This window comes from Chitinophaga terrae (ex Kim and Jung 2007), from assembly GCF_900107795.1.
GTDB lineage: Bacteria > Bacteroidota > Bacteroidia > Chitinophagales > Chitinophagaceae > Chitinophaga > Chitinophaga terrae.
In genome coordinates this window covers 244,386-258,399 of sequence record NZ_FNRL01000003.1, presented here as the reverse complement: position 1 = coordinate 258,399, position 14,014 = coordinate 244,386, and the positions used below count along the sequence as shown (strand labels likewise).

Genomic DNA, 14,014 nt, shown 5'->3' with positions numbered 1-14,014 from the left:
AGGAAGATAAAAATAACCAATCCTTACACATGAGCAAACAAGATCCGGCTTCGCCGGTTTACAGCATTCCCCTCAGCTACCGGAGAATGGAGAATCTTCATATTGTGTTCTGGCTGCTGAAAGATATCAGCTGGTGTATGATATGGAAACCACTAGGCGTGGCGATGATCTTCCCTACGCTGATCATCTCTATTGTCATTGCCTGGAGAACCCGGCAGTTTATGTCGGAGCTTTGCCACAATGTTGCCATCACGGTTTGGATCACCGCCAACTCTTACTGGATGATCAGTGAATTTTTCCATTTCGACGCAATGGTGGTATATGGAGATATTACCTATAAACACCTGTCGCTGATCCCATTCTTTACGGGTATCCTGATCCTTGCCTGGTATTATATTTACTGGCAGCCGCGGCATAAAGAAACAACGGAAGTGATCAGTGAATAAGACGGGCTTTCATGACTTCGTGGATCCGGGTTTTCAGGGCGCCGGGGGCGCCGACTGTTACATTCACCAGGTAATAACGGCTGCCGTTGCGCAGCGCATCCCAACGCCAGTCGAGCTGGCTGGTGCTGCGCCTCTTATTGCTTTCGTACCACCAGGCGGTATACAAGGTAGATCCTGGCTTCTTTAAAACCGCCTGGAAAACCATGTTTCCATCCAGTTCTGTTTCTTCCACTTTCGAAAATTCATACCCACTTCCTTTCCAGCAGATCATAGGCTGATGATCTGAAAAATAGAAGGAAGGAATGGGTTTGATATACAACAACAGGTCTTGGGCCGTTTGCCTGATAACCTGGTCGTCTAGCCTGGTAGCCACGGTACCCGGCAATATGCCTACGTTTTCAGGCGCTATGGATTTCTGCCTGTGCGTATTTACTATCCAACTAACTCCCAGCACCAATGCCAACGGCAAAAACAGGGAACCATGATGTGCATTAACAACTGGTTCCTCATCGGGTTGCAGTTTACCATACCGCTTAACTATCCACTTGCTTAGCAAATAAGCAGGAAGTAATACATAGATCAGGAGGGCGCAGATCCCTACCAGTTCATGGGCGGGGTTTTCAGGCGGTATGGCCATCAATACCAGCACCACCATCCTGAAAAGATTGGAAAAGATGTTAAGCAGGACGATCAATGTTAATAACACCGTTACCCAACCCAGGGAGAGGCGTTTGTTAAACCGTTTCTGGAAGATCGCTATCAGTATAATACCGCATAAAAGAGAAGTGATCATCATGTTAAGACCCATACAGGCGGCATCTACACTGAATTCGTTATTGTTCAGCAGGATCACATTCCCCTGGGTTTTGACAGCCGGCGAAAAGATAGCGATGCTCTTGCCTACCACAGTACTAAACCATAAACGGATAGGAAAAGTAAAAACATTGGCAAAATAGCCGAATACCGGCGCTGCCAGGAAAGCCGCCAGGAAGGTAAGGATAGATATGCGCCGGCCCCCGGATTCTATCACAGATCCCGCAGCAAACAGAAGCCCGAAATAGCATACGGTATATACAGGCAGCCGCCAATAGATCACCCAGCAGACCAGCGATAAACATACGCAACGGAGCAGCGGTTTCCGGGTCGGCGTTGTTTGCCAGGCAGCGGCGATCGCCAGTATTGCCAGCAGGAAGACAGGACTTTTCCAGTTCAGGTATGCATGTAAAGTAAAACAAGCTATAATACCTATTACTGCCAGTAAAACGCTACGGATGATATGCGGATAATTTTTTAACATGCTGTCTTCTTCCTGCCAAAAAATAATTTTCCATACCTGACATAGGCAAGTATGCTTACCGCCAGTATAAACAGGGCCCATTCGTGAGGTTCGGGAACAGATCCATGCCCTTTCAGCGCAGCATTCTGCAACCCGATCTCGTTGTTCGCGATCTTATGCTTATCATAGTCGGCCTGTGTTTCCAGCACCAGTAAACTGGAAACAGGAGATACCACATATCCTTTGGCGGCAACGTCCATTAGCTTGTTTGTATCTGCCGGTTGCCTGGCGCTGGCTTCCAGCAGCCAGTGATAGGCAAACAGCCTGGCAAGATGATCGGGGCCCCGGGTAGCGCCGCTGTCCGGAGCCTGTACAATGCTGATCCCGGCGGCTGGAATATCAATTCTATCCTGCGCTTTTACCGGTAGGGAAAAAGTGCGTCGCTGAAGTTGCGTAACCAGTGACGACAATTCTCCTTTTTGCAAAGTGATCTGTTTGGCGGCGCTTAAAGACCCGATAAAGGGAGAAACCGTATCGCCTATATTGAACACAACAGGGTGATGAGATTGCAGGTATTGATTTAAGGAAGCAGAGAAAGAATCGAACGACAGGTCGCTTAAAAACGGTCCGCTCTTCCCTCCCGCCGTGATCACCAGCGTATTGTTGCCTGCCGGCACCCGGTGGAAGGGGAAAAGGGAAAACCGCAGTTGCTGCCTTTCTTCAAATACCTGTCTGGCATTGGAGGGATTGACAGAGATCCATTTCTGATCCTTGTATACATAAAGTTTTTTAGACCTTAGGGTTGTTACCAGTTGCAGGTAGTCTTTATAGGGCCAGTGGCGGTTGATGTCCAGGTATAAAGTATCAGGATCGAGCACCGAGATAGCTGGTTTGTAGGGTTGCAAAGTATAGCGGGTGTTATCGAACCGGAAAGCGCTGTTGGTTAAGCCGGGATCGGCAAAGGTTACTTTCCAGTCGTCGCTATACCTGCCTATGTTGCCAACTATATTATCTTTAGCCAGGTAAAACCCGTTGGGATATACGATGTTTATTGGTTTGTCTTCAAACTGCAGCTTTACATCATAACTGGCGGAATTACCGGCAGGCCCTTCAAACCAGCCGGGTTGATACGTTAACTGGCGATCGCCTGCCTGCAAAGGAGCCGTGATGCCAATTTTAAATTTCCTTGGAGCGTCTTGTGTTACCGGGAAAACGCGAACGGATACACGGTCGCCTTCCCTCCATTGAACGATGGATGGATCGCGGCGTTGTACGCCCACTACATCCCTGTAAGCAGCCATTGCTTTATCCCTGGTGGTAAGGATACCTTTTTCTTCGCGATCGCCGATCCAGAGAGATAAAGCTGTTACGGTTGCTCCTTCCGGCAGGTGAAAAGTATAGATTGCCTCTTCGGAAGTAGTCCAGCGGTGGGGATTGGTATTTTCTACAACAATTGTATGCTCCGTATAGGCGATGTGGTTAGATGGCCATACCTGCGCCCGGGTGTTCACACTGGCGGTTCGCAGGTAATCTCCATCCCACAATCTCTCCTCGGCATAATGGCGTTTATCGGCCAATACGCCAAGGATATTCAGGCGGTCTGTTTCCTCAACTATTGTTGTAGAGAACAGGCCGGTTGCCAGAACGAACAACGGATCATAATGCGCGTTGTCGTCAAATGACCTGTTGCCCATATCGGCGAAATCACCAAAGGCATCCAGCGTGATCCTTGTTCTCAGGATGCGGTTCATCATGGGAGTAAGTTCCAGTTGCTGGGCAACATTGATCCAGGCGGGTTGTTCATCGCTGCCTGGCGCTGTAGATTGCTTGTACAGCCTTTCGAAATGATTCAGGGAAGTGGCGTAGGTTATACAGTAAACCATTGCATATATGGTTACAATAGAAAGACCGGAGAAAAAGAAGTACCTGTATCTTTTCACCGGTAAAAAGAGCCTGTAAGCTATTAAGGAGTTATGAAGAAGGAGCAGTAAGGGAGCAAATGCTACAATGCCCATTCCGATAACTATCAATCCCACTACCCCTGCAAGGTATACAAAACCCATGGTCAACGCCGGCATCAGGGGAACGAGGAACGATACGCCGCTGGTGAATGCCAGTAAGCATTTCAACCATTCAGGGAACCGTTCAATGAACGATACAGCCAGGATATTTAAACAGAGCAACACTATTGACACGCCAAACCAAACAGCCATGGGAGAAAAGACATCAAACTGGAAATTAAGCGAGTAGGCGTCTATTACCAGCATAACCAGCAGGATCGATAAAGTTGCCCGCGGTTGGCTGTTCTTTTTGAATATTCTTGCCAATAGCAGTAGTACGGCATATAACAGGATTATAAAGTGGTTAACCAGTACTGCTTCGCTTCTTTGTTCGTTGGAAAAAACGAAGATGCCCAGCAAGCCTGTCATGATGGTTAACAATACCGCTCCCGCTATCAGCGGTAATTTTTTTAAAGGGGATTTTTCCATTTCAGGGATATTTACAACGCAAACCTATAAAATAAAAAGCACTTTGCAATACAAAGTGTAAAAATTATAAAGCTAGATAATAACCACAGGAGCTATTTGTGCTTACCAATAATCGGTTGCATCTTTTGAGCCAATGCTTTTTCCAAAACTGGCAATATAGACTCGCACCCGCCATGTAACTGCATTAGATTAAATCGTACTCTTAAACCAATTTGCTTTCCCCAATGGTACATTTGCAGGCCCTGTGTTTTATGTGAACGATGAAATCCCATGTGGGTCATAACTCGTACGAATATATCTTTCTCGACTTTTCCAACATACAGAATTCTGGAATGATAGCTGACTTTTTTCCTGATTGCCGGAACATGTCTTCTATTTGTGATTTTAAATGTTTCTGCAGCATTCAATATCTCTTTAATCTCATTGTCTGATATAACCTCGATCCAATAGATAACCGGGCCGGTGATAGTTTTAAGTTTGTTAAACATTTCAACAAATTGGCCGAAATGCAGGATGTTTGTTTCAAGGTAATTATCCGAGGTAGCACAATCGAATTCAAATGTAAAGTCTCCCTTTCTTCCTTTTTCACTAAAATCATTAAGGATTTTAACAGTGCCTGCTGAAACTTCTTTCAGAAAGTTCATAGTTTGTTCCATAGATATAAGAGTATTATAGATAAATATAAACCGGTTAGTTTTCATTTGAAATATATTTTCATCACCAAAACAGAAAACTCATCTACCGCCTCTCACATAAAAGCAAAAAACTATTACTCTCCATTCAAATACTACAAGCGTATTTTCGCCCCTTATTCCCCTACCCTCCTTTACCATCCATCCTTTAATAAGATCACTAAAAAATAATTTAACGGTATTTATAAAAAATCCTACCTTCATTTTCAAACAAAATATTAGTCAACCACCTTCCACTTCTTTCATCTTAATTGTGGCCCAGTGAATAAAATGAAAAACAAAGGAAATTGTCAACTCGATTGCTTTAACGATTTAGCAACGCTATAAACATTCACCAATTACTCAACCATAAAACAGAACCACGACAACGTGTAGTTCCATTACAAATCACGTCTTATTCACACACATTATGAGGTATGCAATGATCCGAAAATTATGCCTTTTAATGGTCTTGCTATGTGCTACCGGCAGCACATTACTGGCTCAAAAGACCATTACCGGAAAAGTAACAGGAGCCGCCGACGGCGCCCCCCTTCCCGGTGTTACAGTAACCGTTCCCGGCACCACTTCAGGCGCCACCACCAACGCACAGGGAACTTATACTGTTACCATTCCTAACAGTGCTACTACCCTTCAGTTCTCATTTATAGGATTTGAAACTCAAAAGATCAATGTCACGAACCAGACCACTATCAACGTCAGCCTCGTAGCTGCCAGCAAAGGCCTGGGAGAAGTACTGGTAGTAGGGTATGGTACCCAGACCCGCAGGGATGTAACAGGTACTATTTCATCCATCAAAGGGTCTGACATTAAAAACCTTCCCGTGAGCGATGCGGCAGCAGCCATGCAGGGCCGGGTAAGCGGCGTGGAAATAGTACGGTCCGACGGAGCGCCAGGCAGCTCGCCTTCCATCAGGGTACGTGGTACAGGTACCATTAACAACGCTGATCCGCTTATCATCATCGATGGTGTGCCGGCAGGAGGATTAAATGATATCAACCCGAATGATATCGCTTCCATGGAAATACTAAAAGACGCTTCCTCTTCCGCTATCTACGGTACCAGGGCGGCTAACGGCGTAGTGATCATCACTACCAAGAAAGGAAATTTCGGCGAAAAACTGAGAGCGTCTGTGAATGTTTACAGGGGCGTTTCCAATGTTTCCAGGTATATTCCCTTACTCACAGCGCCAGACCTGGTAACACTGAAACAGGAACGTTATACCAACGACGGCGTAGCCATTGAACCTATCTGGAAAGATCCTTATTACGCTACGCAACGCACCGACTGGCAACGCGCTCTTTTTACCACAGGCCATGTTACCAATGCAGACGTAAGCGTCAGGGGCGGTAACAATGCTTCCAACTACCTGCTCAGTGCCGGTTATTATAATGAACAGGGTATCATCACCAACTCCTACTTCAAAAGATATACGGCGCGTATCAACTCCGAACACAAGATCGGCAAACGTTTTAAAGTAGGTGAAAACCTGCAGCTGACATACAAACAAAACAGCGGTCCTGATACCTACTCCTCCCAGACAGGGCTGATCTTCAGTGCGCTCCGTTTCAATCCTGCTATCCCGGTATACAATCCTGATGGCAGCTTTGGTTCTTCCAAAGCCAGCAATGAACTGGGCGATATCAACAACCCGGTGTACACAGCGGTGACAACCGATACCTGGACCAAGAACTATCGCATGCTGGCAAACGTATACGGCGAATTGACCATCATCGACGGTCTTACTCTTCGTGGCAATTATGCATTCGATGGCAGTCTTACCAACCAATACAGTTTCTCTCCTAAAGTGCTGGATCAGACAAGGACCAGGGACCACGCAGAACTGTGGAACAGGAACGATTCTTATAACAGCCAGTTGAGTGAAGTATTCCTGACTTACGATAAAAGGATCAACAGTATTCACCATATTACCGCAACAGGCGGTTACTCCCAGCAAACTACGAACAGTTCTTATTTCCGTGCCGACAGATGGGGCTTTAACGACGAAGCGCCGGATCAACGCGTTTTAAGTAACGGTAACGACATCCACGACGCGCAAGGCAATTACCTGCCGGCTACCGGACTGGCATCTGCGTTTGTAAGAGGATTCTATGGGTATAAAGATAAATACCTCTTAACCGTCACATTCAGGGCGGATGGTTCTTCCAGGTTTGCCCCGGGACATCGTTGGGGTTACTTCCCTGCATTTTCTGCCGGTTGGAGGATCTCTGATGAACCATTCTTCAAAAACAACGTGAAAGCAGTAAGCAACTTAAAGATCACCGGCGGCTGGGGACAACTGGGTAACCAGAACGTAAATGATTTCCAATACCTGGCGCTGATCAACAAAGACCGCAGGTATAACTTTGGAGAAAATCCTTACACCGGCGTATGGAACTCACGTCTTGCCAACCCTGATATTACCTGGGAAAAAGCAGAAATGACGAACATCAGCCTGGAAGCCGGTTTCTTCCAGAACAGGCTGAATGCTACCATTACCTGGTTCAATAAAAATACCCGCGACATGTTGGTCCCCGCACCTGAAATGGATACGCATGGCACCTCCGGGATCCCCGACAGGAACCTGGGTGAGCTGAACAACAAAGGATGGGAAATTGAACTGAACTACCAGGGCGGAAAAGGTGAATTTAAATACAATGTAAGCGCCAATGCTTCCTTCATCAAAAATGAAGTGACCAAACTCTATGATCCCAACAGCTATATAGGTTCTACTCCTTACGGCCGCCAGGGACAAGAGATCTCCAGGACCTATGTAGGCCAGCCTATTGCTTCTTACTACGGATGGAAAACAGATGGCATTTATCAAACGCAGGCGGATATCGACAATGATCCGAATATCTCCAAAGATCCTAACAAGGGCAAAATCCGCCCCGGGGATGTAAGGTTCCTTGATACGAACAACGACGGTATCGTGAATGATCTCGACAGGGTTAATTTAGGCAGTCCTAACCCGAAAGTAGCGTATGGTATACAGGCCGGCGCCACCTATAAAGGTTTTGACCTGAGCGTATCGTTTGCCGGCGTTGGCGGAGTAAAATTATACAACGCAGATAAAATGCAGGGAATGGATGCCAACTATCCATACAACCTCTATGCAGATGCGCTGAACCGCTGGCATGGCGCAGGTACCAGCAATTCCGTACCGCGTATGACCCTGAATAACGACAACCAGAACAACAGGGTTTCTGATCGCTTCGTTGAGAACGGCGATTACCTGGCGCTGAAGAATATCTCTCTCGGCTATACGATCCCTTCAAAGATCTGGGGCAACAGCGGAATCTCTGATCTGCATATCTACATTGCTGCACAGAACCTGTTCATGATCACCAACTACTCAGGTCTTACACCCCAGTTGGGATATAACTATGGTACTTCAGATGGCAACCGCCAGAGAGGCGTAGACGTGGCTGCTTATCCACAGGCAAGGACATTTACATTTGGCGGAACCCTTAACTTTTAATTCAGACTACTATGCAATCCATGAGAAATATATTATTCATCGGTATGACGGCCTCGCTTGCTTTAGGGGCATGTAAAAGCGTATTGGATGTGAACCCGCAGGGCAACTACTCGACCGGCAACTACTGGCGAAACCAGAGCGATGCAGTTGATGGCGTTACCGGTATATACAATGTTTTACTGGAAGAAGATTATACAGGGTTTAATGAATTTGTTTTTGACAACTGTTCAGACGACCAGGTAAGAGGCGGCGACCATGACTATGACGCGGCGATAGAGGACTTCTCTTATGATCCTTCTACTTACAGCGTAAGAGTGGGATGGCGCTGGAAATATGAAACGATCAACCGCGCCAACAACGTACTGATCTACGTTCCAAAGATCACAAATATTGACGCCGCTATAAAAAACAGGTGCCTGGGAGAAGCTCATTTCTTCCGTGCCTTTTCGTACTGGCGCCTGCTGCTGATCTATGGAGAAGCGCCTATCATCACAGAAGATGACGTATTGAAAGCGAATTACAACAAACCAAAAGTAACGGCCGATGAACTGCGTGCGCAGATTGAATCTGACCTGAATGCGGCGGCCGACCTGCTGCCTGAATCGTACGGCGATGCCGATAAAGGCCGCGTAAGCAAAGGCACTGCCTATGGCCTGCTTTGCAAGTTATACATGGAATGGAATAAACTGGATCAGGCAATTGTTGCAGGCAACAAAGTGATCACTAACTCAAACTATGCGCTGGCCACTAATTATGGCGATAATTTCAAAGTGGCTACCGGCAATAATTCTGAAATGCTGCTGGCAGTTCAGACAGTAGATGGAGCCGGCTACTCAGATTTCATCACTTACCATGCTCCACGTAACTGGAACGGATGGAGTTTCTTCTACCCGACCAAAGGGCTGGTAGATGAGTTTGAAGCAGGCGATCCGCGTAAAGACATCTGTATTATGAAACCAGGCGATAAGGTGAATATAGGCACCGGCATTGCAACCTATGAGGCAAGTGCGTCATGGAGCGGTTACCATTATGCCAAGTTCTGTTCCTGGAAGCCATCCGGGGGCCTGGATTATTCTCTTAAAACGCCATTGATGAGATCTGCCGATATTTACCTGCTGGTAGCAGAAGCCAAGATCCGTTTGCATGGTGCAGGCGCCGGCGATGCAGAGATCAATGCAGTTCGCAGTCGCGCTTCCAAAGCATTGAAACCTGTTGTAAATGGCACCATGGCCAACCTGATGCATGAAAGAAGAGTTGAACTTTGCGGCGAGAATGAAAGACACCAGGACCTGATACGCTGGGACAAAGCAGGGTTGATCAATATTGCCGACATCTATGCTAAACCAAAGCTGGCGTATGACGGAACAGAGATCTCAAGAGGCGGCAAAGGAAGAAAGTTCTCCAAGCCTAAAAACTATTACTTCCCTATTCCGCAGCAGGAAATAGACAGAAGTAAAGGAACATTGAAACAGAATCCGAATTTCTAAATACGTGATTAAATAAACGAAAAAGCGGCTGCATCAAATTTGAGGCAGCCGCTTTTTCATGCATTTAACAGGTAATGCGCTCCGGGAGTTCCTTTGTATTGATATCTCACCCATAAAAAAACCCCTCTACCAGGTAGAAGGGCTTTTTGGAAAATAGCTGATATTAATTATTTGGTACTGAATTTATACACAGTGGTCTGAGAATAGGTTTCGCCTGGTTTCAGCACTACGCTTGGGAAGGAAGGCTGATTAGGCGAATCAGGGAAATGTTGTGTTTCCAGGCACAAGGCGGCATGCTGGCCATATTTCTGACCGCCGCGTGTATTCGTAAGCGTACCATCCAGGAAGTTACCAGTATAGAACTGGATGCCTGGCTGGGTGGTAGCCACTTCCATTACACGGCCGCTGGTTGGATCGTACAGCGTTGCAATGGTTGCCATCTCTCCATCTTTTTTATCCAGTACAAAGTTGTGATCGTAACCGCCTTTCACTTTATCGATATCTGCACCGATCTTTTTACCGGTTGTGAAGTTCATTGGAGTGCCATCTACAGGGTCCAGTTTTCCTGTCGGGATCAGTTTATCATTTACCGGGGTATAACGGCTTGCTTTCAGGGTCAGTTCGTGGCCCAGGATAGTGCTTTCTTTACCGGCAGACAGGTTAAAGTATGCGTGGTTAGTAAGGTTCAAGACAGTTGGCTTGTCTGTGGTTGCCTTATAACTGATCTGCAGCGCATTGTCAGGAGTTACGGTATATACCACGGTAGCCACCAGGTTACCCGGATATCCTTCTTCCCCATCTTTACTGTTATATACTAACTGCAGGCTGCTGTCGCCGGCCGGAGTAGCTGTCCATACCACTTTGTCGAAGCCTTTTAAACCGCCATGCAAACTGTTGCCGTGGTCGTTGGCTGCCAGTGTATACTCTTTGCCATCCAATTTGAATTTGGCATTGGCAATACGGTTGGCATAACGTCCTACCAGGGCGCCAAAGTAAGGCTGGCCTTTTTGCTGGTAACCGGATAATGAATCGTAAGAAAGAACAACATTGCCTTTCTGACCTTGTTTGTCGGCAGTGATGATATCAGTGATGATACCGCCATAGTTCAGGATCTTAACTTCCATTCCGCTGGCATTTTTCAGTGTATATTGCAACACTTCCTGGCCGTCAACCTCGCCGAATTTTACGGGGCCCTGGGCGGCGGTAGTAGCTACTGAATCCTGCTTACTCTCTTCACCTTCCTTAGGGGCGGTGTTGTTGTTACAAGAGGCCAGAATGGCGCCGCTGGAGATCAAAAGGGCTGTAAGTGCCCTGACATTCCTATTCATAACGTTTTTTTGGTATTAAGTGAAAAAGAAGTTCCCAATATCGGGATATTTTCTGAAATTCATGGCTCACTTCTTCTCAATTTTTATATCATTAGTCTCATTCCCGGCTGCCTGGCCCCGGGCAAAGAAACTCTTCTTCAACCTTTCCCTGCGCCGGCCCTAAAGAACTTTACAGGCACGGCTTACCTCCTGATATAAAACGACCGCGATACCGGCAATGCAGACTTGAATATGCCATTGATCCCATACTGCCATGCAACAACAGTGACCTTTACGGGAAGCCTGGCGCGTGGAGGGAGCGCCGTAAAATAAAGCCTGTTATCTTTAACATAAGCCGGTCCCTCTTTTACGTAATAGGAAACCGGGAGGCCGGAGGAAGCCTTTGCGGAAAGCGGCATTGACCCTGCTCCCGGTTGCTGATCGGGTAATTCTTCAAATGATATTTCCTGTGCCTCCCCGTTTTTTAACGGCAACGGTATCTTTATATTTACCTGCTGCACGATGCTTTTGAACCGGTCATCCCCTTTGTTACTTGCCAGCAACCAGATATCGTTGCTCCGCTTCGCGTTATTCAATCCCATCCTGTAAAAGTCCAGCACGAAAGTAGTATCATCGATCTTCTTTACGGGCCCGCAGATCCGGTTGATCTCCAACAGCCCCGAGGCTGTTGCCTGAGCAGGCGCCAGGCGCGTAGAATCTGAAAAAAAGGCCTGGAGATGAAAAGTAATCCCGTCGTTTCCCGGTTGAAACGCTGCTGTAAAAACCGCGTGTGTATTGTTAGGTTTCAATACTTTCCCATCCTGTATAAACCCTATGAACTGCCTTTGTTTACCTCTCGCGGCATTGTAAAAAGCCTCCGTTGCCTCAGCCATTTCCCTGTCAAACACCCAGGCGGCATACCGTTTATCGCCCCGGTAACGGTTGTAAGGGGCGGCAGGTGCCGCAGGCAGGCTGTCTTTACGCCACCTGTCTGCCAGCCAGCCCGATTGCGGCCTAAGGGCGCGTAAACCGTTCTTTTGCCAACGGTAGCGCATTGCCTTGCGAAGAAACAAACACACATACCTGGTCAATTCATCGGAGGCATCGAAATGTCCATGCCCTGCATCTGCAAACAAGGTGATAACACTGAGCGGGTTGGATTGGATAAAATCAAAAGCGGGAGAAATGCGATCTTCCCACCATTCGTATTCCCCCATTATGAACAGGGAGGGTACCCCGTTAATATTCCGGCCATGCCAGTTGGGATTAGGGCGCCCGCTTCCTGTCAGCGGCGTCAGTGGCGCATCGCCGTGCAGGGAGATCAAAGCCAGGGTTCTGCCGGGATTCCAGGCGGCAAAGTTCCAGGGGAAGCTCGCAAGGGCGGAATGCCCTATAGGGATAACCGGCGCAGAGGCTAGCCCACCGTAGCCCGATAAATCCGCCAGCTTGTCCATTATATGTTGGAAATACGTAGGGTCGTTACTGTTAAAATCAAACATCTGTGAGATAGCAGGAGTTACCCATACCTCTCCTATCCCCAATTCAGCCAGCGTTTTACGGAATTCAGGATGTTCCAGCATCGTTTCTTCCGTCATATTATGCTGGGCAAAAACAACGGCCTTTAACTGTTTGCAGTTTTCCGGGATCCATAAAAATGCCTGCGGGCAGTCATTGGTTTCGGAGGAGCGTGTACTATCAACAACGCAGCTCCACTGCCATACCTGCGCCATTGCCGGTAACGGGAAACAACATAACAGGAGTATGTATATTCTCCTCATGTTATCTTACATGATTTTACTTCATTAATCCTTCCGCCTTCATCTGATCCCAGAACGAATGCGGGATCTCTTTATTCACCAGGTCGTAGTTCTCCTTTACCCTGTTTGCTTTCGTAGTATTTACCGCTACGCTTTTCACACCGGGAACGTTAAGGCCAAACTGCAGGCATGCTTCCACCGGCCTGATACCGTTGCTTTCGCATAGGTTGTTGAACTTCTCCCTCCATTCGAAATACGGTTTGTCTTCCTGCCGGGAAGGATCCAGTTTCCGGTAGTCGAAATATTCGCTGCCCAGCAGGAAACCTGAATGATATACCGCGGAATTGATGATATGCACTCCTTTGCTGCTTTGTTCGGCAATGAACTGCAAAAGCGCCGGCGGGTGGGTAAAAACGGTTAAGCTGTTGGCAATCATCATCCAGTCAAGGTTTATATCCTGGGATATGCGTTTCAGGATGGTCCAGTCTTTTGCTCCAACGCCTACAGCTGCTACCAATCCTTTTGCCTTCAGATCGAACAGGGCCTGGTATGCCTGCAGGATGTCATCGTACAGCTGCATCCAATGCTTTTCATCTTTTGCCTTTGCCAGGTACTCGTCGGGATCATGCACGGATACCAGCTGCGGCAGGTAGGCTCCCAATAATTCGTTACCCTGTTCGAAACATTCTATGATCCCGTTGTAGCTGATCCTTTGTACGGCGTCATGTTTCAGCGCTTTCCAGACACCAGGCTCAAATGTAGGTTCAGGAGTTTTCAATTCAGTTCTATACCATCCCAGTTTATTGCTGATGACGATATTGTTGGGCGATGTACCCAATTCTTTCAGCACTGTTCCCAGGGTTTCCAGCGCCAGTCCTGCGCCATATTTGCCGGCAGAATCGAACACCGTAAGGCCGGGGGAATGGGCGATACATGCTTCAACAATATTGTATTTCTCCTGGTAATCGACGGCGGTGAAGAGGTTGCCCAGACCGCTCGTTCCAAAGATCAACCGGGGAAATGGCTGACCGTTCATTAACAATGCAGCACTCATAAGGGAGTGGGTATTTCAGTTGTGA

At 47.3% G+C, this 14,014-nt stretch carries 9 protein-coding genes; 3 read left to right on the top strand and 6 right to left on the bottom strand.

The window, feature by feature from the left end; translation table 11 throughout:
* The first annotated feature begins 29 nt into the window (after positions 1–29).
* Positions 30–446 (top strand): hypothetical protein, encoded by a 417-nt coding sequence (locus BLV62_RS04955; RefSeq protein ID WP_225889511.1) that lies wholly within the window; start codon positions 30–32, stop codon positions 444–446.
* On the opposite strand, the gene xrtN is transcribed toward BLV62_RS04955, so the two are convergent.
* The 3 genes from xrtN to BLV62_RS04940 form a co-directional block, all read right to left on the bottom strand.
* Complete coding sequence (gene xrtN, locus BLV62_RS04950) at positions 436–1,743, bottom strand: exosortase N (protein ID WP_168927737.1); 1,308 nt, start codon at positions 1,741–1,743, stop codon at positions 436–438. The genes BLV62_RS04955 and xrtN overlap by 11 nt on opposite strands.
* Entirely contained in the window at positions 1,737–4,211 is a 2,475-nt protein-coding gene (locus BLV62_RS04945; RefSeq protein WP_089759288.1) for an XrtN system VIT domain-containing protein, read from the bottom strand. Before BLV62_RS04945 ends, xrtN begins: the two co-directional genes overlap by 7 nt.
* Positions 4,212–4,303: 92 nt before the next feature.
* Positions 4,304–4,867, bottom strand: a complete 564-nt coding sequence (locus BLV62_RS04940) for a hypothetical protein (protein WP_089759286.1) — start codon at positions 4,865–4,867, stop codon at positions 4,304–4,306.
* Positions 4,868–5,348: 481 nt separating this feature from the next.
* On the opposite strand from BLV62_RS04940, the gene BLV62_RS04935 reads away from it, so the two are divergent.
* Both BLV62_RS04935 and BLV62_RS04930 read left to right on the top strand, forming a co-directional pair.
* Positions 5,349–8,384 (top strand): SusC/RagA family TonB-linked outer membrane protein, encoded by a 3,036-nt coding sequence (locus BLV62_RS04935; RefSeq protein WP_168927736.1) that lies wholly within the window; start codon positions 5,349–5,351, stop codon positions 8,382–8,384.
* 20 nt (positions 8,385–8,404) lie between these two features.
* On the top strand, positions 8,405–9,871 hold the full coding sequence (locus BLV62_RS04930; protein WP_225889510.1) for a RagB/SusD family nutrient uptake outer membrane protein: 1,467 nt from the start codon (positions 8,405–8,407) through the stop codon (positions 9,869–9,871).
* A gap of 167 nt (positions 9,872–10,038) precedes the next feature.
* On the opposite strand, the gene BLV62_RS04925 is transcribed toward BLV62_RS04930, so the two are convergent.
* From BLV62_RS04925 to BLV62_RS04915, 3 genes are all read right to left on the bottom strand, one after another.
* Positions 10,039–11,199 (bottom strand): aldose epimerase family protein, encoded by a 1,161-nt coding sequence (locus BLV62_RS04925; RefSeq protein ID WP_089759280.1) that lies wholly within the window; start codon positions 11,197–11,199, stop codon positions 10,039–10,041.
* Positions 11,200–11,381: 182 nt separating this feature from the next.
* Positions 11,382–12,956: a hypothetical protein gene (locus BLV62_RS04920; RefSeq protein WP_089759278.1), complete on the bottom strand. Its 1,575-nt coding sequence runs from the start codon at positions 12,954–12,956 to the stop codon at positions 11,382–11,384.
* A gap of 16 nt (positions 12,957–12,972) precedes the next feature.
* Positions 12,973–13,989, bottom strand: a complete 1,017-nt coding sequence (locus tag BLV62_RS04915) for an aldo/keto reductase (RefSeq protein ID WP_225889509.1) — start codon at positions 13,987–13,989, stop codon at positions 12,973–12,975.
* Positions 13,990–14,014: the final 25 nt, after the last annotated feature.

Coding starts and splice junctions, on each gene's coding strand:
- BLV62_RS04955 (WP_225889511.1), top strand. CDS start 30: ATGAGCAAACAAGATCCGGCTTCGCCGGTTTACAGCATTCCCCTCAGC.
- xrtN (WP_168927737.1), bottom strand. CDS start 1,743: ATGTTAAAAAATTATCCGCATATCATCCGTAGCGTTTTACTGGCAGTA.
- BLV62_RS04945 (WP_089759288.1), bottom strand. CDS start 4,211: ATGGAAAAATCCCCTTTAAAAAAATTACCGCTGATAGCGGGAGCGGTA.
- BLV62_RS04940 (WP_089759286.1), bottom strand. CDS start 4,867: ATGGAACAAACTATGAACTTTCTGAAAGAAGTTTCAGCAGGCACTGTT.
- BLV62_RS04935 (WP_168927736.1), top strand. CDS start 5,349: ATGGTCTTGCTATGTGCTACCGGCAGCACATTACTGGCTCAAAAGACC.
- BLV62_RS04930 (WP_225889510.1), top strand. CDS start 8,405: ATGAGAAATATATTATTCATCGGTATGACGGCCTCGCTTGCTTTAGGG.
- BLV62_RS04925 (WP_089759280.1), bottom strand. CDS start 11,199: ATGAATAGGAATGTCAGGGCACTTACAGCCCTTTTGATCTCCAGCGGC.
- BLV62_RS04920 (WP_089759278.1), bottom strand. CDS start 12,956: ATGAGGAGAATATACATACTCCTGTTATGTTGTTTCCCGTTACCGGCA.
- BLV62_RS04915 (WP_225889509.1), bottom strand. CDS start 13,989: ATGAGTGCTGCATTGTTAATGAACGGTCAGCCATTTCCCCGGTTGATC.